This window comes from Phenylobacterium sp., assembly GCF_030651185.1.
GTDB lineage: Bacteria > Pseudomonadota > Alphaproteobacteria > Caulobacterales > Caulobacteraceae > Phenylobacterium.
This window is the reverse complement of sequence record NZ_JAUSCJ010000001.1, coordinates 62,765-82,967: the sequence shown is the minus strand read 5'-3', so window position 1 is coordinate 82,967 and position 20,203 is coordinate 62,765. Positions and strand designations below refer to the sequence as shown.

General features: G+C 67.5%; 27 protein-coding genes and 1 tRNA gene. 22 read left to right on the top strand and 6 right to left on the bottom strand.

What is annotated here, in order from left to right; all coding sequences use genetic code 11:
* A partial coding sequence (locus Q7J39_RS00420) for an aminotransferase class I/II-fold pyridoxal phosphate-dependent enzyme (protein ID WP_304819328.1) occupies window positions 1-183 on the top strand: 183 nt, incomplete at its 5' end.
* A gap of 174 nt (window positions 184-357) precedes the next feature.
* On the opposite strand, the gene Q7J39_RS00415 is transcribed toward Q7J39_RS00420, so the two are convergent.
* Complete coding sequence (locus tag Q7J39_RS00415; RefSeq protein ID WP_304819325.1) at window positions 358-789, bottom strand: MucR family transcriptional regulator; 432 nt, start codon at window positions 787-789, stop codon at window positions 358-360.
* Window positions 790-965: 176 nt separating this feature from the next.
* On the opposite strand from Q7J39_RS00415, the gene glyA reads away from it, so the two are divergent.
* The 9 genes from glyA to Q7J39_RS00370 all read left to right on the top strand — a co-directional run bounded on the left by glyA (window position 966) and on the right by Q7J39_RS00370 (window position 8,783).
* Complete coding sequence (gene glyA, locus Q7J39_RS00410) at window positions 966-2,255, top strand: serine hydroxymethyltransferase (RefSeq protein ID WP_304819323.1); 1,290 nt, start codon at window positions 966-968, stop codon at window positions 2,253-2,255.
* A 41-nt stretch (window positions 2,256-2,296) separates the two neighbouring features.
* On the top strand, window positions 2,297-2,770 hold the full coding sequence (gene nrdR, locus Q7J39_RS00405) for a transcriptional regulator NrdR (RefSeq protein WP_304819321.1): 474 nt from the start codon (window positions 2,297-2,299) through the stop codon (window positions 2,768-2,770).
* 36 nt (window positions 2,771-2,806) lie between these two features.
* A complete protein-coding gene (locus Q7J39_RS00400) occupies window positions 2,807-3,451 on the top strand; it encodes a RibD family protein (protein WP_304819319.1) in 645 nt (214 codons plus the stop codon).
* Window positions 3,452-4,042, top strand: a complete 591-nt coding sequence (locus Q7J39_RS00395; protein ID WP_304819317.1) for a riboflavin synthase — start codon at window positions 3,452-3,454, stop codon at window positions 4,040-4,042.
* Window positions 4,043-4,080: 38 nt separating this feature from the next.
* Window positions 4,081-4,536, top strand: a complete 456-nt coding sequence (gene ribH, locus Q7J39_RS00390) for a 6,7-dimethyl-8-ribityllumazine synthase (RefSeq protein WP_304819315.1) — start codon at window positions 4,081-4,083, stop codon at window positions 4,534-4,536.
* Window positions 4,533-4,994 carry a transcription antitermination factor NusB gene (nusB, locus tag Q7J39_RS00385; protein ID WP_304819313.1) on the top strand — a complete coding sequence of 154 codons (462 nt, stop codon included), beginning with the start codon at window positions 4,533-4,535 and terminating at the stop codon, window positions 4,992-4,994. Before ribH ends, nusB begins: the two co-directional genes overlap by 4 nt.
* Window positions 4,978-5,919, top strand: a complete 942-nt coding sequence (gene thiL, locus Q7J39_RS00380) for a thiamine-phosphate kinase (protein ID WP_370689969.1) — start codon at window positions 4,978-4,980, stop codon at window positions 5,917-5,919. The genes nusB and thiL overlap by 17 nt, the downstream gene beginning before the upstream one ends.
* 68 nt (window positions 5,920-5,987) lie before the next feature.
* On the top strand, window positions 5,988-6,446 hold the full coding sequence (locus Q7J39_RS00375) for a hypothetical protein (protein WP_304819311.1): 459 nt from the start codon (window positions 5,988-5,990) through the stop codon (window positions 6,444-6,446).
* A gap of 186 nt (window positions 6,447-6,632) precedes the next feature.
* On the top strand, window positions 6,633-8,783 hold the full coding sequence (locus Q7J39_RS00370; RefSeq protein WP_304819309.1) for a sodium-translocating pyrophosphatase: 2,151 nt from the start codon (window positions 6,633-6,635) through the stop codon (window positions 8,781-8,783).
* Window positions 8,784-8,862: 79 nt separating this feature from the next.
* On the opposite strand, the gene Q7J39_RS00365 is transcribed toward Q7J39_RS00370, so the two are convergent.
* Entirely contained in the window at window positions 8,863-9,348 is a 486-nt protein-coding gene (locus tag Q7J39_RS00365) for an outer membrane protein assembly factor BamE (RefSeq protein WP_304819307.1), read from the bottom strand.
* 105 nt (window positions 9,349-9,453) lie between these two features.
* On the opposite strand from Q7J39_RS00365, the gene Q7J39_RS00360 reads away from it, so the two are divergent.
* The 6 genes from Q7J39_RS00360 (at window position 9,454) to Q7J39_RS00335 (ending at window position 13,520) form a co-directional block, all read left to right on the top strand.
* Window positions 9,454-9,984, top strand: coding sequence for a ubiquinol-cytochrome C chaperone family protein (locus Q7J39_RS00360; protein ID WP_304819305.1), 531 nt, complete (start codon window positions 9,454-9,456; stop codon window positions 9,982-9,984).
* On the top strand, window positions 9,981-10,511 hold the full coding sequence (locus Q7J39_RS00355; protein ID WP_304819303.1) for a DUF177 domain-containing protein: 531 nt from the start codon (window positions 9,981-9,983) through the stop codon (window positions 10,509-10,511). The genes Q7J39_RS00360 and Q7J39_RS00355 overlap by 4 nt, the downstream gene beginning before the upstream one ends.
* 85 nt (window positions 10,512-10,596) lie before the next feature.
* A complete protein-coding gene (plsX, locus tag Q7J39_RS00350; protein WP_304819302.1) occupies window positions 10,597-11,661 on the top strand; it encodes a phosphate acyltransferase PlsX in 1,065 nt (354 codons plus the stop codon).
* Window positions 11,654-12,634 carry a beta-ketoacyl-ACP synthase III gene (locus Q7J39_RS00345; RefSeq protein ID WP_304819301.1) on the top strand — a complete coding sequence of 327 codons (981 nt, stop codon included), beginning with the start codon at window positions 11,654-11,656 and terminating at the stop codon, window positions 12,632-12,634. The genes plsX and Q7J39_RS00345 overlap by 8 nt, the downstream gene beginning before the upstream one ends.
* A gap of 132 nt (window positions 12,635-12,766) precedes the next feature.
* Complete coding sequence (locus tag Q7J39_RS00340) at window positions 12,767-13,069, top strand: integration host factor subunit alpha (RefSeq protein WP_293497622.1); 303 nt, start codon at window positions 12,767-12,769, stop codon at window positions 13,067-13,069.
* A 13-nt stretch (window positions 13,070-13,082) separates the two neighbouring features.
* On the top strand, window positions 13,083-13,520 hold the full coding sequence (locus tag Q7J39_RS00335; protein ID WP_304819300.1) for a MerR family transcriptional regulator: 438 nt from the start codon (window positions 13,083-13,085) through the stop codon (window positions 13,518-13,520).
* Here the strand turns inward: Q7J39_RS00335 and Q7J39_RS00330 are convergent.
* A complete protein-coding gene (locus Q7J39_RS00330) occupies window positions 13,517-14,002 on the bottom strand; it encodes an SRPBCC family protein (RefSeq protein ID WP_304819298.1) in 486 nt (161 codons plus the stop codon). The genes Q7J39_RS00335 and Q7J39_RS00330 overlap by 4 nt on opposite strands.
* A gap of 82 nt (window positions 14,003-14,084) precedes the next feature.
* Here Q7J39_RS00330 and Q7J39_RS00325 point away from each other — a divergent pair.
* Window positions 14,085-14,161 (top strand) — tRNA-Pro (locus Q7J39_RS00325).
* Window positions 14,162-14,204: 43 nt separating this feature from the next.
* On the opposite strand, the gene Q7J39_RS00320 is transcribed toward Q7J39_RS00325, so the two are convergent.
* Window positions 14,205-14,402 carry a DUF2842 domain-containing protein gene (locus Q7J39_RS00320; RefSeq protein WP_304819296.1) on the bottom strand — a complete coding sequence of 66 codons (198 nt, stop codon included), beginning with the start codon at window positions 14,400-14,402 and terminating at the stop codon, window positions 14,205-14,207.
* 20 nt (window positions 14,403-14,422) lie between these two features.
* Window positions 14,423-14,671: a GlsB/YeaQ/YmgE family stress response membrane protein gene (locus tag Q7J39_RS00315; protein WP_304819294.1), complete on the bottom strand. Its 249-nt coding sequence runs from the start codon at window positions 14,669-14,671 to the stop codon at window positions 14,423-14,425.
* A gap of 147 nt (window positions 14,672-14,818) precedes the next feature.
* Between Q7J39_RS00315 and Q7J39_RS00310 the strand changes: the two genes are divergently transcribed.
* Window positions 14,819-15,856: a COX15/CtaA family protein gene (locus Q7J39_RS00310; RefSeq protein ID WP_304819292.1), complete on the top strand. Its 1,038-nt coding sequence runs from the start codon at window positions 14,819-14,821 to the stop codon at window positions 15,854-15,856.
* A gap of 136 nt (window positions 15,857-15,992) precedes the next feature.
* Here Q7J39_RS00310 and Q7J39_RS00305 read toward each other — a convergent pair whose 3' ends face one another.
* Entirely contained in the window at window positions 15,993-17,414 is a 1,422-nt protein-coding gene (locus Q7J39_RS00305; protein WP_304819290.1) for an alkaline phosphatase PhoX, read from the bottom strand.
* A gap of 231 nt (window positions 17,415-17,645) precedes the next feature.
* Here Q7J39_RS00305 and rplM point away from each other — a divergent pair, with 231 nt between their 5' ends.
* The 4 genes from rplM (at window position 17,646) to msrB (ending at window position 20,165) form a co-directional block, all read left to right on the top strand.
* Window positions 17,646-18,119, top strand: coding sequence for a 50S ribosomal protein L13 (rplM, locus tag Q7J39_RS00300; RefSeq protein ID WP_304819288.1), 474 nt, complete (start codon window positions 17,646-17,648; stop codon window positions 18,117-18,119).
* A gap of 2 nt (window positions 18,120-18,121) precedes the next feature.
* Complete coding sequence (rpsI, locus tag Q7J39_RS00295; protein ID WP_293497615.1) at window positions 18,122-18,592, top strand: 30S ribosomal protein S9; 471 nt, start codon at window positions 18,122-18,124, stop codon at window positions 18,590-18,592.
* A 97-nt stretch (window positions 18,593-18,689) separates the two neighbouring features.
* The gene (gene argC / locus Q7J39_RS00290) at window positions 18,690-19,637 is read left to right on the top strand and encodes an N-acetyl-gamma-glutamyl-phosphate reductase (protein WP_304819285.1); all 948 of its coding nucleotides are present in this window, start codon (window positions 18,690-18,692) and stop codon (window positions 19,635-19,637) included.
* Window positions 19,638-19,670: 33 nt separating this feature from the next.
* Window positions 19,671-20,165 carry a peptide-methionine (R)-S-oxide reductase MsrB gene (msrB, locus tag Q7J39_RS00285; protein ID WP_304819283.1) on the top strand — a complete coding sequence of 165 codons (495 nt, stop codon included), beginning with the start codon at window positions 19,671-19,673 and terminating at the stop codon, window positions 20,163-20,165.
* Window positions 20,166-20,203: the final 38 nt, after the last annotated feature.

Here is a 20,203-nt window from a genome sequence, read left to right as displayed (position 1 = left end):
CTGGAAGAGCACGGCGTCTACGTCCAGCCGATCAACTATCCCACCGTGCCCCGCGGGACCGAGCGCCTGCGCTTCACGCCCTCGCCGGCCCACACCGACGAGATGATGGACGACCTGGCCAGGACCCTGGAAATGCTGTGGGCCCACTGCAATATCAAGCGCGTCGGCGGCTACGCCGCCTGATCGGCTTGAAGTCTAGCCTTTGAAGGGCGGCGCTCCGGGCGGCGCCTTTCTCTTTCGGCCTCGCCCAGCTTGCGATTTGGGGCAGGCGAGCGCATACCGATCGTCTAACCACCGCTTCGGAGACGCCTCAACTTCGCTTTCCATCTGAACGATCCGGGCGCCGAGCCGCCCATGTCACGTCCGCCGGCGCACACCCTTGCCCAGGCCGATCTGCTTGGCGAAGTCCGAGCGTCGCGCCGCATAGGCCGGCGCCACCATCGGATAGTCAGGCGCCAAACCCCACCGACGACGGTAGTCATCCGGGCTCATGTCGAAGCGCGAGCGCAGATAGCGCTTGAGCATCTTCAGCTTCTTGCCGTCCTCCAGGCAGACGATGAAATCGTGCTGGATCGACTTGTTGATCGGCACCGCCGGCTTGGGCCGCTCTTTCAGGGCGACGGGCGCGGCATGGCCAAGCCCCTTCAAACTCTGGTGCACCGACCGGATGAGGTCTGGCAGGTCGTTCTGCGACACAGAATTCCGGCTGACGAAGGCCGAGACGATGACGGTCGCGAGGGACAGAACCTCCTCGACATCGGTGTCGTCAGCTTCCCTGTCGATACTCATCGGTCGCCCCCTGGGTACATGGCATCACAAGCGCCAGAGGACCCCTTCGCCCAGGGTCGTCAGACTTGGCGTCAACGCCCCCCACCCAACTTGGTTCCCAACGTTTGGCCTCGGGCCCGCAAGGCGCTAAAGAGCCGCCCAGGCCCGTCCCTCCCAGATTCCCGAAAGGCCCTCCCATGACCGCCCAAGCCGCCAATTTCATCGACGCCTTCTTCACCGCGCCCGCCTCCGAGAGCGATCCCGCCGTCTCCAGCGTGCTGGCGCGGGAGCTGAAGCGCCAGCAGGACCAGATCGAACTGATCGCGTCCGAGAACATCGTCAGCCGCGCCGTGCTGGAGGCGCAGGGGTCGGTCCTGACCAACAAGTACGCCGAGGGCTATCCGGGCAAACGCTACTACGGCGGCTGCGAGGTGGTGGACGAGGTCGAGGAAATCGCCATCGAGCGCGCCAAGCAGCTGTTCGGCTGCGAGTACGCCAATGTGCAACCCCATTCGGGCAGCCAGGCCAACCAGGCGGTGTTCATGGCCACCATGGCTCCGGGGGACACCTTCATGGGCATGGACCTGGCGGCCGGCGGCCACCTGACCCACGGCAAGAGCGTCAACCAGTCGGGCAAGTGGTTCCGCCCGGTGGCCTATGGCGTGCGCCAGCAGGACCACCTGATCGACTATGATCAGGCCGCCGAGGTGGCCTTGGCCGAGAAGCCCAAGGTGATCATCGCCGGCGGCTCGGCCTATTCGCGCGCCATCGACTTCGCCAGGTTCCGCGAGATCGCCGACAGCGTCGAAGCCCTACTGATGGTGGATATCGCCCACTATGCGGGCCTGGTGGCCGGCGGCGCCTATCCCAATCCGTTCCCGCATGCCCACATCGTCACCACGACGACGCACAAGACCCTGCGGGGCCCGCGCGGCGGCATGATCCTGACCAACTCCAAGAAGTGGGCCAAGAAGATCGATAGCGCGGTCTTCCCCGGCCTGCAGGGCGGCCCCCTGATGCATGTCATCGCCGGCAAGGCCGTGGCCTTCGGCGAGGCCCTGCGACCGGAATTCAAGCAGTACGCCCGCCAGGTGGTCGAAAATGCCCGGGCGCTCGCCGACAGCCTGCAGGTGGCCGGCTTCAAGATCGTGTCGGGGGGGACAGACAGCCACCTGATGTTGGTGGACCTGACGCCCAAGAACGTCTCCGGCGCCGACGCCGAGATCGCCCTGGAGCGGGCCGGCATCACCACCAACAAGAACGGCATCCCCTTCGATCCCCTGCCTCCCATGCAGACCTCCGGCCTGCGGGTCGGGACCCCGGCCGGCACGACGCGAGGCTTCGGGCCTGCTGAATTCCGTCAGGTCGGGACCTGGATCGGTGAGGTCCTGGATGGCGTCGCGGCTGGCGGCGACAATTCGGCGATCGAATCCAAGGTGAAGGCCGAGGTCCTGACCTTGACGAAACGCTTCCCGATCTACAGCTAATCCCTCTAATAGGGGTTGGATTGGCCAGGAGGGGCTAGATCATGCGCTGCCCGTTCTGCGGTCATCTCGAAAGCCAGGTGAAGGACAGCCGCCCGTCGGAAGACGGCGCGGCCATCCGGCGGCGGCGGCTGTGCCCCGAGTGCGGCGGCCGTTTCACCACCTTCGAGCGGGTTCAGCTTCGTGAACTGACCATCCTGAAACGGTCGGGGCGGCGCACGCCCTTCGAGCGGGACAAGCTGGCCCGCTCCATCGCCATCGCCACCCGCAAGCGTCCCATCGAGGCCGAGCGCATCGAGAAGATGATCTCGACCATCGTCCGGCAGCTGGAAAGCATGGGCGAGACCGAGCTGCCATCCTCGGCGGTCGGCGAGATGGTGATGAAGCAGCTCAAGGCGCTCGATGACGTGGCCTATGTCCGCTACGCCTCGGTCTATCGTGACTTCCGCGAGGCCGGTGAGTTCGCCACCTTCCTCGGCGAAGAGGGCCTCAGCGAAGGCTCTGAGGATGAGCGTTAAGATGCTTCTCCCTCCCCATGAAGGGGAGGGCGGGTTTTGACCGTCACCCTCAAGCTCGCCACCTCCCTCGATGGCCGCATCGCCACCGCCACGGGAGAGAGCCGCTGGATCACCGGCGAGCAGAGCCGCGAGCAGGTGCACCGCCTGCGCGCGGCCCATGACGCCGTCGTTGTTGGCGTCGAGACGGCCCTGGCCGATGATCCCGAACTGACCGTCCGGCTGCCCGACCACGATGGCCCCCAGCCGGCCCGCGTGGTGCTCGACAGCCGCCAGCGGCTAGCTGACGGGTGCAGACTGATCGCCACCGCGCGCGATATTCCCACCTACCTGATCACCACCACACCGCCGCAGGCGCGCCTCGTCGACGCCGGTGTTCGCGTCCTGCAGGTCCATGCCGTCGGCGATGAGCGGCCCGAGCTGCACGACGTCGTCCGCGCCCTGGCCGCCGAGGGCCTGAGCCGCCTCTTCGTCGAGGGCGGGGGGCAGGTGGCCGCCAGCTTCCTCCGTTGCGGCCTGGTCGACGCCCTGGAGTGGTTTCGCGCGCCGATGATCATCGGCGGGGAGGGAAGGCCCGGCGTCGGCGCCCTGGCCGTCCAGGCGCTTTCCGGCGCGCCGAAGCTTAAGCGGGTTGATCTTCAGCTGCTGGGTCCCGATGTGTGGGAACGCTACGAGAGGATCTGAATGTTCACCGGCATCGTCACCGATGTGGGCCGCGTCCGCGCCGTCCGCGAAACCAACCGCGACCTGCGGTTTGAGATCGAAACCAAGTTCGACCTCTCCACGGTCGATATCGGCGCCTCCATCAGCCATGCGGGCTGCTGCCTGACCGTGGTGGAGAAGGCCGACGGTTGGTTCGCTGTGGAAGTCTCAGGCGAAACCCTCTCCCTGACCACCTTGTCGGACTGGAAAGAAGGCCGTCCGGTCAACCTGGAGCGCGCCGCCAAGGTGGGTGACGAGCTCGGCGGGCACATCGTTTCCGGCCACGTGGACGGCATCGGCGAGGTGATCTCCATCGAGAGCGAGGGGGGAAGCCACCGCGTCCAGGTGCGCGTGCCCCGCCCTCTGCACCGGTTCATCGCGCCCAAGGGCTCCATCACGATTGAGGGCGTGTCGCTGACGGTGAACGAGGTCGAGGACGACGTTTTCGGCGTGAACCTGATCCCCCACACCTGGGACGTGACCACGCTCGGGACGCTGAACGTCGGCTCCCGGGTCAATCTCGAGATCGACATGCTGGCCCGGTATCTCGCCCGCTGGCGAGAAACAGCCTAAAGGAGGCGGCCAACTCGGCCGCGCTCCGGAAAGAACCCATGCTCGAAGACAAAATCCGCATCCTCATCGTCGAGGCGCGCTTCTATTCCGACCTGGCCGACGCCCTGCTGCAGGGGGCCGCCGACGCGATCACCTCGCAGGGGGCGGAATATGACGTGGTCACGGTGCCCGGCGCGCTGGAAATCCCCGGCGCCATCGCCCTGGCCGATGAAGGCGGCGCCACTGGCGTGCGCTATGACGGCTATGTGGCGCTCGGCACGGTGATCCGTGGCGAGACCTATCACTTCGAGATCGTCTCCAACGAGTCGGCCCGCGGGATCATGGATCTGACGGTCGGCAAGCGCCTGGCCATCGGCAACGGCATCCTGACCGTCGAGGACGAGGAGCAGGCCTGGGCCCGCGCCAAGGTCAGCGAGGGCGACAAGGGCGGCGGCGCGGCCCGCGCGGCGCTGACCATGATCTCCCTGAAGAGCCAGCTGATGGGCGCCCGATGAGCCGGCCCAAGCAGGCCCGTTCGGTCGCGCGCCTCGCCGCCGTCCAGGCGCTGTACCAGATGGAAGTCTCGGGCGTCGGCGTCGAAGCCGTGATCCGCGAGTTCGCCGACCACCGCTTCGACCGTGGCATTGAGGGCGACGGGGAGGGGGATCCCCTGGCCGCCGCCGACGAGGCCTTCTTCGCGGAGTTGGTCCGCGGCGTGGTGGGAAGCCAGCGCGAGATCGACGCCGCCGTCGTCAAGCGCCTGGCCACCGGCTGGAAGCTGGACCGGCTGGACGCCACCGTGCGCGCCATCCTGCGCTCCGGCGCCTATGAGCTCTCGCACCGTGACGACGTGCCGGTCGAGGTGGTGATCGACGAATATGTCGAACTGGCCAAATCCTTCTTCGAGGGGCCCGAGCCGGGGTTCGTCAACGGGGCCCTCGACAAGGTGGCGCAGGATGTCCGGGCCGGATGAATTCGAGCAGATCGCCCGGCTGTTCCGCCCTCTGACCCGCGGCGCGGTCGAGGCGCTCGATCTGTTGGACGACGCCGCCGTCATCCCTTCCCGCCCGGGCTTCGACCTGGTGATCACCAAGGACGCCCTGGTGGCCGGGGTGCATTTCCAGCCCAGCGACCCGCCCGACATCGTGGCGCGCAAGCTGCTGCGCTCCAATCTCTCCGACCTGGCCGCCAAGGGCGCCGAGCCCTACGGCTATTTCCTGATGACCGCCTGGCCCGCGGGCTTCGGCTGGGAGCAGCGCCAGGAATTCGCCCGGGGTCTCGATGAGGATGGCCTGGCCTTCAATGTCGTCCTGCTGGGCGGCGACACGGTGTCCACCCCCGGCCCGCTGATGGTCTCCATGACCTTGCTGGGCTGGGTTCCCAGCGGAACCATGATCCGCCGCGGCGGCGCCAAGGCCGGCGACCTGCTGCTGGTGAGTGGGCCGATCGGCGATGGCTGGCTGGACTGGGGTCCGGGCTGGGGGGAACTTGACCGGCGCTGGCTACCGGAGGCCCATCGCCTGCCCAATCCGCGCCTGGACCTGCGCGACCTCCTGCGCGCGGGCGCCAGCGCCGCCGCCGATGTTTCCGACGGCCTGGTGGCCGATGCGGGCCATATCGCGCAGGCCAGTGGCCTGGGGCTGAGGCTCGACCTCGACAGGATGCCGCTCTCCAAGTCCGCCCGCGCCTGGCTGGCGACCCAGGATGACCAGGCCGGCGCCCTGCTGCGCCTGGCCACCGGGGGGGACGACTATGAGATCGTCTGCACCGCTTCGGCCGATCAGCCCGCCCTCGTCGGCCTCACGGTCATCGGTGAGGTGCTGGAGGGCGCGGGGGTCGAGGTGCGGGTCGGAGATCAGGTCGTCGACCCCGGCCGCGGGGGCTGGACGCACACCTGAGTTGGCGCCCCTTGGGCCGCCAGGCTTCGGAAAGCTTCCGGAAACCATATCCGTGCCAGGGTGAGCGCATGGATCGTCGCGCCCTCATCGCCCTCGCGCCCCTGGCGCTCCTCGCCGCTCCGGCGCGGGCGTCAGAGGCGGCGAAGCCCGCCAAGACCGACGGTCAGTATGTAGACCTGGCGCCGGCGGCCTTGCCGGTCGTCGTGCGCGGCCTGCTGGTCAACTACGTCTTCGTCTCGGTGCGTATTCAGCTTGCCGCATTGGCCAACACCGCCAAGCTGCGCACCCGGGAGCCCTACTTCCGCGACGCGCTGATCCGCGCCGGGCATCGTTCACCGTACTTCACCCTGGCCACCGACTACACCAAGATCGACGAGGCCAAGCTGAAGGCTGTCCTGCTGCGGGAGGCCATCGCCATCGGCGGCGCCAAGGAGGTGAAGGACGTCACGCTCCTCTCCCAATCGCCCAAGAAGCGCACGGGTCTGCCGGACCCGAAGGTGCTTGGGGCGCGGGAGAACAGGTCGTAGGGCCGCAGTGGCCAACAGGCGTTGCTTACGGGCGCCAGTTTTGGCACCTTCACCCTCTCAAATATAAGGAGCGTCGCCAAAGACGCTCCACTGGGGAAACACCATGGGGCCGGGAACATACCGACGCACGCGCCTAAAGCCGGCGTCGTCCCCCCTCCGCACAATTGCAAAAGGGGCTTTCAGATAATGAGTTTCACGCTTGAGCTGGTGATCGCCGCCGGCGTTCTGGCGGTGCTTTACGGCATCTTCCAGACCGTTGCGCTGCTCCGGGAGTCTCCCGGGAATGCGAAGATGCAAGAGATCGCCGCCGCCATTCAGGAGGGCGCGCAAGCCTATCTGAAGCGCCAATACACCGCCATTGCGATCGTCGGCGTCGTCGTCCTGATCGCGCTCTACTTCCTGATCGGCGGCTATTCGGCCGCCGGCTTCGTGATCGGCGCCGTGCTTTCGGGCGCGGCCGGTTTCGCTGGCATGCTGATCTCGGTCCGCGCCAATGTGCGCACCGCGCAGGCCGCGTCGGAGAGCCTGGCCAAGGGCCTCAAGCTCGCCTTCACCTCGGGCGCCATCACCGGTCTGCTGGTGGCCGGCTTCGCCCTGATCGGCGTCGCGGGCTACTACGGCTACCTGACCCAGGTTCAGGGCCTGACCCCCGCCGATCGCGACGTCATCGACGGCCTGGTCTCGCTGGGCTTCGGCGCGTCGCTGATCTCCATCTTCGCCCGTCTGGGCGGGGGTATCTTCACCAAGGGCGCCGACGTCGGCGGTGACATGGTGGGCAAGGTCGAGGCCGGCATTCCGGAAGATGACCCGCGCAACGCCGCGACCATCGCTGACAACGTGGGCGACAATGTCGGCGACTGCGCCGGCATGGCCGCCGACCTGTTCGAGACCTATGCGGTGACCACGGTGGCCACCATGGTCCTGGCCGCCATCTTCTTCGGCGGTTCGGCCCTGCTGCCCAGCATCATGCTGCTGCCGCTGGCCATTTGCGGCGTCTGCATCATCACCTCGATCATCGGCACCTTCGCCGTCCGCCTGGGCAAGTCCGGCTCGATCATGGGCGCCCTCTATCAGGGCCTGATCGTCACCGGCGTGCTCTCGGCCATCGCGCTGTGGTTCCTGATCCCCTCGCTGGTGACGGAAACCCTGACGGTGAACGCCGGCACCCCGCTGGAGAAGAGCTTCGACGCCCTGTCGCTGTTCTACTGCTCCATGGCGGGCCTGGTGATCACGGCGCTGATCGTGATGATCACCGAGTACTACACGGGCACCAACTTCCGCCCGGTGAAATCGGTGGCCCAGGCCTCGGTCTCCGGCCACGGCACCAACGTGATCCAGGGCCTGGCCATGAGCCTTGAGGCGACCGCGGCCCCGGCCCTGGTGATCATCGTCGGCATCATCGTCACCTATAACCTGGCGGGCCTGTTCGGCATCGCCATCGCCACCACCGCCATGCTGTCCCTGGCGGGCTTCGTCGTCGCCCTGGACGCCTTTGGTCCGGTCACCGACAACGCCGGCGGCATCGCTGAAATGGCGGGTCTGCCCCCGGAAGTGCGCGTCACCACCGACGCCCTCGACGCGGTCGGCAACACCACCAAGGCGGTCACCAAGGGCTATGCCATCGGCTCGGCCGGTCTCGGCGCCCTGGTGCTGTTCGCGGCCTATACCGAAGACCTGAAGTACTTCGCGGCCAACGCCGCGCCGGGGTCGTTCTTCGACGGCCTGGGCCCGGTGGCCTTCGATCTGTCCAACCCCTACGTGGTGGTCGGCCTGCTGTTCGGCGGCCTGCTGCCGTTCCTGTTCGGCGGCATGTCGATGACCGCCGTCGGCCGCGCCGCGCAATCGGTCGTGGTCGAGGTCCGTCGTCAGTTCCGCGAAAATCCGGGGATCATGACCGGCGAGGTGAAGCCGGAATACGGCCGCGCCGTCGACATCCTGACCAAGGCCGCGATTCGCGAGATGATCGTGCCATCGCTGCTGCCGGTGGCCTCGCCGATCGTGCTGTTCTTCGTCATCAACGCCATCGCCGGCAAGGTCGACGCCTTCGCCTGCGTCGGCGCGATGTTGATGGGCGTGATCGTGACGGGCCTGTTCGTCGCCATCTCGATGACCTCGGGCGGCGGCGCGTGGGACAACGCCAAGAAGGTGATCGAAGAAGGCTTCACCGACTCCGACGGGGTTCTGCACGGCAAGGGTTCGGAGGCTCACAAGGCCGCCGTGACCGGCGACACCGTCGGCGACCCCTACAAGGACACCTCCGGTCCGGCGGTGAACCCGATGATCAAGATCACCAACATCGTGGCCCTGCTGCTGCTCGCGGTCCTGGCGGCGCAATAACCCGCAGAGACGAACATGAAGACGCCCCGGAGAGCGATCTCCGGGGCGTTTTTCTTTGGCCGATAAGGGCGCGCGCGGCTTAGCGGCGGTCGCCCGGACGGCTGCCGGGAACACCCTCGTCGTCGTTGGGCAGCATGGTGCCGCGTCCGACGGTCCCGATCAGCTGCTCGAAGATGGTCAGCTCGCGGCCCCGGGTCGGGGTCTCGCGGCCGTTGAAGGCGATGACCTTGCCGTCCTTCAGGCTGTACTGGCTGACGCTTTCCACCACCTCGGTGTCCTTGTTGAAGGCGATGGCGGTGACGTCGCGCCGCGTCGTCTTCGGCATCCGGAAGGCGACGGTCTCCTTGATCTGGTCGATGTAGAACCAGACGTTGGGGTCGAAGGTGGAGGTGGCCGAGGGGGACCCCAGTCGGCCGCGCACGATGGACTTGGTGTCGGCGCCGACCTTCACGTCCTTGGGATTGGCGTCGATCGCCTGGAACCCGGAATAGGTGGTGATCGGCGCGCAGGCGGCCGTGGCCATGAGACCGGCGGCGATTGCGGCGAAGGCGACACTGCGAAACATGTGCGGATCAGACCCGTTCAATTTTCCTGGGCTTTGACCTATCGCTCGCGGCCCCTTACTGCAATGCCGCCCTTAAAGGCCCCTTCGGGCGAAATCGAGGCCAAGATGCTTCTGGACCGTTTGTTCCGCCCAAAGCCCGCTCTCACCGCCGGCCGCGCGCTCTATGCCGCCGTGGTCGATCAGTCGCGAACGCCGGCCCTCTACGAGGTCTATGCCGCGCCCGACACCGTCGAGGGGCGATTCGAAATCTACACCCTGCATGTCTTCCTGCTTCTGGACCGCCTGAAGCGCCAGGGCCCGCAGGCCAGCGACACGGCCCAGGCCCTGTTCGACACCTATGTCTCGTCCCTGGATGACGCCCTGCGAGAGATGGGGGTGGGGGACCTTTCGGTGGGCAAGAAGATGCGCAAGCTCGGGGAGGCCTTCTACGGACGGGTGAAGTCCTACGAGACCGCCTTCGATTCGCTGCCCGAAACCGACGGCCTCAAGGCCCTGCTGACGCGCACGGTCTATGCCGAGACGGAGTCGGAGGCCGCGCCGCGGCTAATCGACTATGTGGTCGCCCAGCGCTCGGCCCTGGCCGAGCAGCCGCTGGACCGCCTGTTGGCCGGCGATGTCGTCTGGAGCCCCGCATGAAGCGCGCCTGGAGCCAGACGATTCGCCTGCAGGAGCTCGCCAAGGGGCCGGTGAAGGTCCGCCTGGCGCCCGATGCGGAAACCCGCGCCCTGATCGCCAAGGAGATCGGGCTGGAAAGCCTGCCGGCCCTGACCGCGGACGTCACGGTCCATGCCTGGTTGGACGGGGCCGAGATCCTCGGCCAGATGGACGCCGTGGTGGAGCAGATCTGCGGGATCAGCCTGGATGCCTTCGAGCAGGCCCTGACCGCCGATATCGAGTTCCGGGTGGTCCCGGCCGGCAGCCCCCACGCGCCGGCTGAGTCGGAGGCCGCCACCGTCGAACTGGAATTCGACCCCGACGAACCCGATGAGCCGGACGTCCTGGCCGACGAGGAGATCGACCTGTCGGCCTACCTGATCGAGCAACTAGCCCTGGAGATCGATCCCTTTCCCCGTAAGCCCGGCGCGGTCTTTGACTACGCGCCCGACACCGCCGATCTTTCGCCCTTCGCCGCCCTGAAGAAGCTGAAGGGGGAGGGCGAATGATCGCGCGTCCCTTGCGCGGTTTGCATCGTCCGGCGCGGGCTGTATCGTCCGGCCGCGGTCACAATAGGGGGCTGAACGCATTCTCTTGACCCGATCCCTGGTCATTTCAATCGATGCGATGGGCGGCGATCACGGACCTTCCGTGACCGTTCCCGCCCTGGCGCTCGCCGCCAAGGCCATGCCCGCCGGGACGCGCTTCCTGATGCATGGCGATGAGGCCGCCCTGGCGGCCGAACTTGCCCGCCACCCGGCCCTGAAGAGCCAGGTCGAGGTTCGTCACACCGACAAGACCATCGCCTCGGACGAAAAGCCCGCCGTGGCCCTGCGCCGCGGCAAGGGCAGCTCCATGTGGAACGCCGTCGAGGCCGTGAAGAGCGGCGAGGCGGTGGCGGCGGTCTCGTCGGGCAACACCGGCGGCCTGATGGCCATCTCCAAGCTGATCCTGCGGATGAGCGTCGATGTCGACCGGCCTTGCCTGGTGGCCAGCTGGCCCGGCGCCAAGGGCCTGACCACGGTGCTGGACGTTGGCGCCAATATCGATTGCGACGCCGAGCGGCTGGTGGAGTTCGCCATCATGGGCGAGGCCTTCCACCGCGCCTTCCACGGCGTGGCCAAGCCGACGGTGGGTCTGATCAATGTCGGCTCAGAGGACGTCAAGGGCCACGAGGAGGTGCGCCTGGCGCACGCCATCCTGCGCTCGGGCAGGTTCGACCTGGACTATCGCGGCTTCATCGAGGGCGACGACCTTTCGAAGAACACCGTCGATGTCGCCGTCACCGACGGCTTCACCGGCAACATCATGCTGAAGGCCGCCGAGGGCACCGGACGCTATGTCGAGGCCGAGCTCCGCGCGGCGCTCACCAGCTCGCTGATCACCACCGCCGGGGCCTTGCTGGCCCGGGCCGGCCTGCGCAAGTTCGGGCAAAAACTGAACCCGCCCCGTGCGGCGCCACTTCTTGGCCTCAACGGTGTGGTGGTGAAGTCCCACGGGGGCGCCAAGGCCCAGGACTTCGCCGACGCCATCCGCATGGCCGCCAGCCTTTCGCAAAGCGACTTCGCGAGTGAGGTCGAAAAGAATATGACGCGGCTCACCGCCGCCGTGGCCGAGTCGAGTGCGCCGGCCATCGATGGAGCTGCAACCGTTGACTAAAGTCCTGCGTAGCGTCGTGACCGGAGTCGGGGGCTATCTGCCCGACGAGATCGTCACCAATGCCGACCTGTCCAAGACCGTCGACACCAGTGACGAGTGGATCATCGAGCGCACCGGCATCCGTCAGCGGCACCGCGCCGCGCCGGACCAGCCGGTTTCGGATCTGGCCGTGGAAGCCGCCCGGAAAGCCCTGGCCGCCGCCGGCAAGACCCCGGCCGACGTCGATCTGATCATCGTCGGCACCACCACGCCGGACCTGACCTTCCCGGCCGTGGCCACCATCGTGCAGCGCAAGCTGGGCTGCCCGATCGGCATCGCCTTCGACGTCCAGGCGGTCTGCTCGGGCTTCGTCTACGCGCTCTCCACCGCCGACGGCTTCGTGGCCCGCAACCGCTCCAAGTGCGCCCTGGTGATCGGGGCCGAGACCATGACCCGGCTGATGGACTGGACCGACCGAGGCACCTGCGTGCTGTTCGGCGATGGGGCCGGCGCCGTGGTGCTGGAGCCGGGCGAGGGCGACGGGACCACCGCCGATCGCGGCCTGCTGGGCTTTGCCCTGCGCGCCGACGGCACCAAGCAGGACCTGCTCTATGTGGACGGCGGGGTCTCCACCAACGGCCAGATCGGCCATCTGCGCATGCAGGGCAACCAGGTCTTCCGCCATGCCGTGGTGAACATTTCCGAGGCCGTGGTGGCCGCGGCCGCCGACGCGGGCGTCAATGTGGCCGATGTCGACTGGTTCATTCCCCACCAGGCCAACCAGCGCATCCTGGAGGGCGTCGCCCGCCGGCTGGGCATCGACGAGAAGAAGGTCATCTCCACGGTGGCCAAGCACGCCAACACCTCGGCGGCCTCGATCCCGCTGGCCCTCTACGAAGGTATCAGCGACGGCCGCATCAAGCCCGGCCAGTTGCTGCTGCTGGAAGCCATGGGCGGCGGCCTGACCTGGGGCGCCTGCGTCGTGCGCCTGTAGGCGAAAGCTTCAAGCTCGTCCCCGGTTGCGCCTTGAAGTCTTTGACCTGATGCGACAATCAGGTCATGACGGTTGTCCGACGTTTCCGCGATTGCGGCCCGTCGCAGTGGTTCAGTAGGGGCAGGGGCGAGGATGAAGGGCGCGACAGTAACGCGGGCCGACCTGTGTGAGGCGGTTCACGAAGAGGTGGGCCTGACCCGCCAGGATTGTTCCGAACTCGTCGAGCGCACGCTCGAGCTGGCCGCCCAAGCCCTGGAGCGCGGTGAACAGGTCAAGCTTTCAGGCTTCGGCGTGTTCCAGGTGCGCGCCAAGCGGGCCCGTATGGGCCGCAATCCGAAGACCGGCGAACCCGCCGCGATCGAACCTCGGCGCGTGATTGGTTTCCGCGCTTCGCAGGTCATGAAGGCGCGAGTAGACCGCGCCCTCGGAAAGTAGCGAGAGGCCGGCCGTGGCCAAGGGCCCGGACGCCTTTCGCACCATTTCGGAAGCGGCCGACGAGCTGGGCGTGCCCCAGCACGTGCTCAGGTTCTGGGAGACCAAGTTCTCCTTCATCCGTCCCATGAAGCGGGCGGGCGGGCGCCGGTTCTACCGCCCGCAGGACATCTCGATGCTGCGCGGGGTCAAGACCCTGCTGCACGAGGACGGCTACACCATCAAGGGCGTCCAGCGCCTGCACAAGGAACAGGGGCTCAAGCGCCTGCTCGCCGCCGCCAACGGGGAGGCCGCGCCGCCCCCCGCGCTCGTGCGCGACGAGGGTCCCGTCCTGGGTCTCTCCAGCGGCCTCGCCAGCGCCCGCCTGGGCGCCGAGGACCGCGAACGCCTGGTCTTCGCCCTCGACGACCTGCAGGCCGCCAAGCGCAGGCTCGACGCGCTTCTCAAGCGCTAAGGATTGGCCGCGACAAACGCGCGATACCGCTCCAGCAGCAGCGGCCAGCCGTACTCGCTCACCATCTCGGCCCGATAGTTCTCCGCCCCCTCGCCATGCCGTTCGAACCCACGGTGCGTGAGGGTGACGACTGTGGCGGCGCCCGCCGGTGCGAACCGCACCTCGACGATGCTCGCCAGGTCCGGATTGGGCTGGGGGGTGGAGTCAGGCGCGATCTGCCAGAGAAAGACCAGGTGCGCGCCGGCATGGAAGGTGAGGGTGCGGCCCCAGTCGACGCGGAACCCGTGGGGGCCGAGCTCGGTGCAAAGTTCACCCTCGGCGCCGCCGATGCCGATGAAGGCCGGCGTCCCGCCGTCCGCGCCGTTGAAGGTATAGTCGCTCGGCCACCAGTCTCCGAAGCGCGCCTGGAACAGGTCGAAGGCCCGGTCGGGAAGGGCCGCGACGGTGACCGTCAGTTCCACGGGTTCGACAAGCTGCGCCACGGCCGGCTCCTATGTTCGCCCGCTCCCGAAATTCAGCTTGCCCAGAGGCCGCAAGAGGTTAGAAGGGCCGCCTTGCCGATGTCGGAGCGTGGCGCAGCCTGGTAGCGCACTTGACTGGGGGTCAAGGGGTCGCAGGTTCGAATCCTGTCGCTCCGACCATCGACAAGCTTAAAGGGCGCTCTCGCAAGGGAGCGCCCTTTTGCTATTTGCCGCGGTTCATCCAGGACAGCAGCGGCAGGATGGGCACGCCCCAACCGATGCCGGCCACGGCGTAGAACAGCGTCTTGATGAAAACCTGATCAGGGACGTATTCGGCGATCGCCGTCACCGCCCAGATATAGGCGGCGAGGAAAACCAGGATACAGATCCCGCCAACAAACTTCCGGACGCGTGCGCTCATCGCGCGGGTATAGGGCCGCGCTAGCGCCTACGGAAGATGGCGAAGGGCGCGAGGAACAGGATCGAGCCCACAATCGCCGCGATCAGGCTGCCCCAAACCCCCACCAGGTGGATGTCGAGCCCGCTGGCGATGGCGTGGCCCAGCATGGCTCCGGCGAAACCCAACGCCATATAGGTGAACAGGCTGTGGCGGCGGCCAAGCGCCAGGGCGGCGATCCAGCCGGCCAGCATCCCGATCAGGATCTCAGCATAGAGGCCGACGCCGTCCATAAATCCGCCTCAACGCCCCTGTCTGGCTGTCCGCGACCATCCCCGGTTCACAAGGTGCGTGCAAGTCGCGTGCAAGCGTGGACGCCCGAGAGCTTCTCAGGTAGCGGGTCGCTCAGGAACGCCCCGAAAGGTTCTCAAGTCACCCCCATGACGTCTTTCCTTCGCTCGGATCGGTCGCGCCCGGTCGCCCTCTGGCTTCTCGCCGTCGCCTTCCTGGTCCTGGCCATGGTGGTGGTGGGCGGCGCCACCCGCCTCACTGATTCCGGCCTCTCCATCACCGAGTGGAAGCCGGTGACCGGCGCCCTGCCGCCGATTTCGGCGGGTGACTGGAACGAGGAGTTCGCCCGCTATCGCGAAATCCCTCAGTACCAGCAGCTCAACAAGGGCATGAGCCTGGAGGCCTTCAAGGCCATCTACTGGTGGGAGTGGAGCCACCGGCTGCTGGGCCGGCTGGTGGGCGCCGCGTTCGCCATCCCCTTCGCCTACTTCCTCATTCGCCGCCAGCTGCCCAAGCGGCTGATCTGGCGCTGCGCGGCGCTGTTTGGCCTGGGCGGCCTGCAGGGCGCCGTGGGCTGGTGGATGGTCTCCAGCGGGCTGTCGCAGTCTGAACTCGTGTCCGTCGCGCCGGAACGGCTGACCGTCCACCTGGGCCTGGCCTTCGCCCTGCTGGCGGGACTGGTCTGGACGGCGCTGGACGCCTGGACCGGCGCGCCGCGTCAGACCGTGCCCAGCGCCTGGAACCTGCGGGCGCTGGGCCTGACCGCCCTGATCTATGTGCAGATCCTGCTCGGCGCCCTGGTCGCCGGCAATGACGCCGGCCTCGTCTACAACGACTGGCCGCTGATGAACGGGGCCCTGTTCCCCAAGGAGTATGCCGGGGCCAGCCTCTGGGCGACGCTCGCGCACAGCCAGGCGGCGGTTCAACTGCATCACCGGCTGCTGGCCTATCTGCTGCTGATCGTGGCCGTTGTCGCCGCCGTGGGCGCCCAGCGCTCCCGCTACCTGCCCGAGGGCGCAAAGGTCCTGGCCCTCGCGGTGGCCGGCGCGGTCGTGCTGCAGGCGGCGATGGGCGTGGCCACCCTGATGGCCGGGGTCCCCCTCTGGCTTGGCCTGCTCCACCAGGTCATGGCCGCTCTGCTGCTGGCCCTGGCCACCGCCTTCGCCTGGCGGGTCCGGCGGCCGTAGAGCCGGATGCGAAAAAGTGGGAACCGCGTCAGTCCCGCTCCAAACATACGGAATCGATCACGTTTATGATTTTGGATCGGTCCGATCCAAAATCATCGTGATCTAGGGGCCGCCGTCCCGGAGGCGCGACGTCTGATCAGGCCTTGAAGCTCGCCCAGGGGCCGGTGACCGCCAGGGTGACGCCCGGCGCGTAGATGTTGATGAACATGGTCGTGCCGTCCGGCGAGAAGCAGATGCCGGCCAGCTCGGCGTTGGCCGCCATGTCGCCGCCGCTGGGCGCGGCGTTGCGGCCCACGGTGTAGACCTTGCCCTGCGGGGTCACGGCGCGCAGGAAGTTGATCCCACCGACCTTGTCCTCGCAGGCGAAGATGTGGCCCCAGGGGGCGATGGCGATATTGTCGGCCATTCGCATCACGGTGGGGTCGGTCGGCTGCACGAAGAGCTCCAGGCGACCGGGGGCGCTGGCCTCGTCGGCCTGGCCCTCCCGGGTGCTGGGGACATAACGCATGATCTGGCCGTCCTTGGTGGGGCCGCCGCTTGTGCAGGTGAAATAGATCTCGCCCTGGCCGTAGAAGATCCCCTCGCCGCGGGCGAACCAGGCCGCCCCCTTGGCGTTTCCGCGAAGGCGCAGGTCCTCATCGGGATTTTCCACGCCGTCCAGGTCGATCCAGCGCACGGCGCGGCTGTCGCCCGGCGCCCAGTAGGACGTCCCCCAGTTGCGCGGGTCGCCGGCGTCGCCCTCCGGCAGGGCGAGAGCCTGCAGCTTGCCGCCCGCCAGCAGCCGGGTGCGGTCGTTGGGCAGGTAGCGGTAGAACAGGCCCCGGCCGTCGCCCACGTCCTCGGTCATGTAGACGACCCCGGTGCGCGGATCGATGGCGGCGGCCTCGTGCCGGAAGCGCCCCATGGCCTTGATCGGTGTTGGGTCCGCCAGACCCTTGGCGCGGGAGGGCACCTCGAAGACCCAGCCGTGGTCTTTCTGATTGTCCTCGCTGGGGCCCTGGGTGGTTTCCTCGCAGCTGAGCCATGATCCCCAGGGGGTGACCCCGCCGGCGCAGTTGATGGAGGTTCCCGCCAGGCTCAGATGGTCGCGCTCCAGCCGCTTGCGGCGCAGGTCATAGATCAGGGTGGTGGTCCCGCCGCCGAGGGGCAGGCCGTTGAGGCTGCGATCATAGATGCGGTCGGCGGCGATCTTGCCGCCCAGGGCGCGGCCGGGGCCGAAGGCGGTGATCTCCAGGTTGCGCGGGTTGATCTCATGGTTGCGGACCAGGGCGACGCGGTCGTTGCTCAGGGCGAAGCAGCCCATGCCGTCCATCTTGCCCGGCGTGACCAGCCCGTCGCTCATCGGGTCGCCGGCCCGGGAGACCACGGTGTAGGAGAAGCCTTCCGGCAGGTCGAACAGGCCGGCGGGATCGCGGCGGAGGGGACCGTAGCCGGCGATCTCGCTGCGATAGCTCTCCGCCTCCGGCCGCGCCTCCTGGGCCGTGGCGAACCGCGAGAATCCCGAGAAGGCGAGGGTGGCCGCGCTGGCGCGGATGAGCTGACGTCGCGACGTGAACATGGAGATCCTGAAGTTTGGCGCCGGACATAGCGACCGGCTGCCGTGATTATGCATAGCCGCATGACGCGCGTTTGACGCGGTATTCAGATACCTATTCTCGGAAACCCTTACGCCATAAGGATTTCCGCCGTCTGGGTTTGCGAAGTTGTTGACAGGCCGGCCCAGCCGACGTATCAGCGCGCCTCTTTCGTCGGGATCGCCTGGTCCCAACCCAATTACGGACCCGTTCCCATGATGAAGACGACGGCTTCTCTGAAGCCCGCCGACGTCACGAAGAAGTGGATCGTGATCGATGCCGAGAACGCCGTCGTCGGCCGTCTCGCCTCGTTCATCGCCATGCGTCTTCGCGGCAAGCACCGCCCCGACTACACCCCGCACGTCGACTGCGGCGACTATGTCGTCGTGATCAACGCCCACAAGGTGAAGTTCACCGGCAAGAAGCTGACCGACAAGATCTATTACCGGCACACCGGTCACCCCGGCGGCATCAAGCAGCGCAGCGCCGGCCAGGTGCTGGACGGCAAGTTCCCGGAACGCGTCCTGGAAAAGGCTGTCGAGCGCATGCTGCCCAAGGAAAGCCCGCTGGCCCGCGCCCAGCTGACCCACCTGCGGCTCTACAATTCGCCCGAGCACCCGCATGAGGCGCAAGCCCCTGAGACCATCGCGTTCAAAGAGATGAACGCCAAGAACGTGCGGAGCGCCTGAGTATGTCCGAATCACAAGGCTTCGAGGCTCTGCAAAGCCTCTCGTCGCAGCCGGCCGCTGAGCCGGCCGTGCAGAAGGTCGATAAGTTCGGCCGCGCCTATGCCACCGGCAAGCGCAAGAACGCGATCGCCAAGGTCTGGATCAAGCCGGGCAAGGGCAAGATCACGATCAACGGTCGCGACCAGGAAATCTACTTCGCCCGTCCGGTGCTGCGCATGATGATCGCCCAGCCCTTCCAGGTCACCGATCGTGAAGGCCAGTTCGACGTCGTCGTCTCGGTCATGGGCTCGGGCCTCTCCGGCCAGGCCGGCGCGATCCGTCACGGCCTGTCCAAGGCCCTGACCTACTACGAGCCGGGCCTGCGCCCGGTGCTGAAGCCGCACGGCTTCCTGACCCGCGACAGCCGCGTGGTCGAGCGGAAGAAGTACGGCAAGGCGAAGGCGCGACGCAGCTTCCAGTTCTCGAAGCGCTAAACCCGCGCGCGTTCACTCGCGTTATGCAAAGGGGCGCTTCGGGAAACCGGGGCGCCCTTTCTGCTATCTGGAATTCGGTTTTGGTTGGATCAGCGACATGACCCACACGGTATTCATCGACGGCGAGGCCGGCACCACGGGCCTGCAGATCCGCGAGCGGCTGGAAGGCCGCGGCGACCTGCAGCTGCTGTCCATCGATCCCGCCAAGCGCAAGGACCCGGCCGCCCGCGCCGAGCTGCTGAACGGCGCCGACATGGTGATCCTGTGCCTGCCCGACGACGCGGCCCTCGAGGCCGTCAGCCTGATCACCAATCCGGCGGTGAAGATCGTCGACCCCTCCACCGCCCACCGCACCGCGCCGGACTGGGCCTATGGTTTCCCCGAGGCCATCGTCGGCCAGCGTGAGGCCATCGCCGCCTCCAGGCGGGTGTCGAACCCCGGCTGCTATTCGACAGGCTCCATCGCCCTGATCCGGCCCCTGGTGGACGCGGGCCTGCTGCCGGCTGAGCAGCCGATCACCATCAATGCGGTCTCCGGCTATTCCGGCGGCGGCCGGCAGATGATCGCCGAGTTCGAGGATGAGAGCGCCGCCGACTACACCGCCGTCGCCTACCGCATCTATGCGACCGGCCTGTCGCACAAGCATGTGCCGGAGATCGCCGCGCGCGGCGGCCTGGCCCACAAGCCGATCTTCACCCCCGCCGTCGGCCGCTATCACCAGGGGATGATCGTCGAGATCCCGCTGCACCTGTGGTCCTTGCCGAAGACGCCGACCCTGGCGGCGGTGCAGGCGGTCCTGGCCGAGCGCTATCAGGGCGAACAGTTCGTCGAGGTCGCCAGTCTCGAGGAAGCGCAAGAAACCAAGACCCTCGACCCCGAGGGCCTGAACGGCTCCAACCGCATGAAGCTGTTCGTGTTCGGCAACCCGGCCGAGGGCCAGGCGCGGCTGGTGGCCCTGCTGGATAATCTGGGCAAGGGGGCGTCCGGCGCCTGCGTGCAGAACATGAACCTGATGCTGGGCCTCGACGAGGCGGCGGGGCTCTGAAACCTTCCGGCGGTCGATCACGTATGGACTGACATGACCCAGCTCCTCGACCGCCGTCGTTTCCTGGCCACCTCCGCCATCACCCTGGCCACCGCGCCCGCCGCCAAGGCCCTGGCCGCCCTGCCGGCCGCCCCCGATCCCAAGTGGAAGAAGCTCACCGACGCCCAGTGGAAGGCGCGGCTGCCCGGCGACAGCTATCGGGTCCTGCGCCACGAGGACACCGAGCGGCCCGGGACCAGCCCCTTGCTGAAGGAGCACCGCAAGGGGACCTTCGTCTGCGCCGGTTGCAACTGGCCGCTGTTCAAGAGCACGGCGAAGTTCGAGAGCGGCACCGGCTGGCCCTCCTTCTTCACCTCCATCGGCGGGGGCCTGATCAAGAAGCCCGACTACACCCTCGGCATGCTGCGCACCGAGTACCACTGCGCCCAGTGCCTGGGCCACCAGGGCCACGTGTTCAACGACGGTCCCAGGCCCACCGGCCTGCGCTATTGCAACAATGGCGTGGCCCTGCGGTTCGTGCCGGGCTGAGGGCGGGTTAGGTTGGCGGCCCACCACCGCGAGTCGCC

What these genes read in the sequence shown, in the direction of transcription:
- msrB (WP_304819283.1), top strand. Translation starts at nt 19,671, where the DNA reads ATGACCCAGCTCCTCGACCGCCGTCGTTTCCTGGCCACCTCCGCCATC.
- Q7J39_RS00365 (WP_304819307.1), bottom strand. Translation starts at nt 9,348, where the DNA reads ATGTTTCGCAGTGTCGCCTTCGCCGCAATCGCCGCCGGTCTCATGGCC.
- nusB (WP_304819313.1), top strand. Translation starts at nt 4,533, where the DNA reads ATGAGCCGGCCCAAGCAGGCCCGTTCGGTCGCGCGCCTCGCCGCCGTC.
- Q7J39_RS00340 (WP_293497622.1), top strand. Translation starts at nt 12,767, where the DNA reads ATGAAGGGCGCGACAGTAACGCGGGCCGACCTGTGTGAGGCGGTTCAC.
- thiL (WP_370689969.1), top strand. Translation starts at nt 4,978, where the DNA reads ATGTCCGGGCCGGATGAATTCGAGCAGATCGCCCGGCTGTTCCGCCCT.
- glyA (WP_304819323.1), top strand. Translation starts at nt 966, where the DNA reads ATGACCGCCCAAGCCGCCAATTTCATCGACGCCTTCTTCACCGCGCCC.
- Q7J39_RS00370 (WP_304819309.1), top strand. Translation starts at nt 6,633, where the DNA reads ATGAGTTTCACGCTTGAGCTGGTGATCGCCGCCGGCGTTCTGGCGGTG.
- rplM (WP_304819288.1), top strand. Translation starts at nt 17,646, where the DNA reads ATGATGAAGACGACGGCTTCTCTGAAGCCCGCCGACGTCACGAAGAAG.
- Q7J39_RS00310 (WP_304819292.1), top strand. Translation starts at nt 14,819, where the DNA reads ATGACGTCTTTCCTTCGCTCGGATCGGTCGCGCCCGGTCGCCCTCTGG.
- Q7J39_RS00315 (WP_304819294.1), bottom strand. Translation starts at nt 14,671, where the DNA reads ATGGACGGCGTCGGCCTCTATGCTGAGATCCTGATCGGGATGCTGGCC.
- Q7J39_RS00320 (WP_304819296.1), bottom strand. Translation starts at nt 14,402, where the DNA reads ATGAGCGCACGCGTCCGGAAGTTTGTTGGCGGGATCTGTATCCTGGTT.
- Q7J39_RS00395 (WP_304819317.1), top strand. Translation starts at nt 3,452, where the DNA reads ATGTTCACCGGCATCGTCACCGATGTGGGCCGCGTCCGCGCCGTCCGC.
- nrdR (WP_304819321.1), top strand. Translation starts at nt 2,297, where the DNA reads ATGCGCTGCCCGTTCTGCGGTCATCTCGAAAGCCAGGTGAAGGACAGC.
- rpsI (WP_293497615.1), top strand. Translation starts at nt 18,122, where the DNA reads ATGTCCGAATCACAAGGCTTCGAGGCTCTGCAAAGCCTCTCGTCGCAG.
- Q7J39_RS00415 (WP_304819325.1), bottom strand. Translation starts at nt 789, where the DNA reads ATGAGTATCGACAGGGAAGCTGACGACACCGATGTCGAGGAGGTTCTG.
- Q7J39_RS00360 (WP_304819305.1), top strand. Translation starts at nt 9,454, where the DNA reads ATGCTTCTGGACCGTTTGTTCCGCCCAAAGCCCGCTCTCACCGCCGGC.
- ribH (WP_304819315.1), top strand. Translation starts at nt 4,081, where the DNA reads ATGCTCGAAGACAAAATCCGCATCCTCATCGTCGAGGCGCGCTTCTAT.
- Q7J39_RS00355 (WP_304819303.1), top strand. Translation starts at nt 9,981, where the DNA reads ATGAAGCGCGCCTGGAGCCAGACGATTCGCCTGCAGGAGCTCGCCAAG.
- Q7J39_RS00305 (WP_304819290.1), bottom strand. Translation starts at nt 17,414, where the DNA reads ATGTTCACGTCGCGACGTCAGCTCATCCGCGCCAGCGCGGCCACCCTC.
- Q7J39_RS00375 (WP_304819311.1), top strand. Translation starts at nt 5,988, where the DNA reads ATGGATCGTCGCGCCCTCATCGCCCTCGCGCCCCTGGCGCTCCTCGCC.
- argC (WP_304819285.1), top strand. Translation starts at nt 18,690, where the DNA reads ATGACCCACACGGTATTCATCGACGGCGAGGCCGGCACCACGGGCCTG.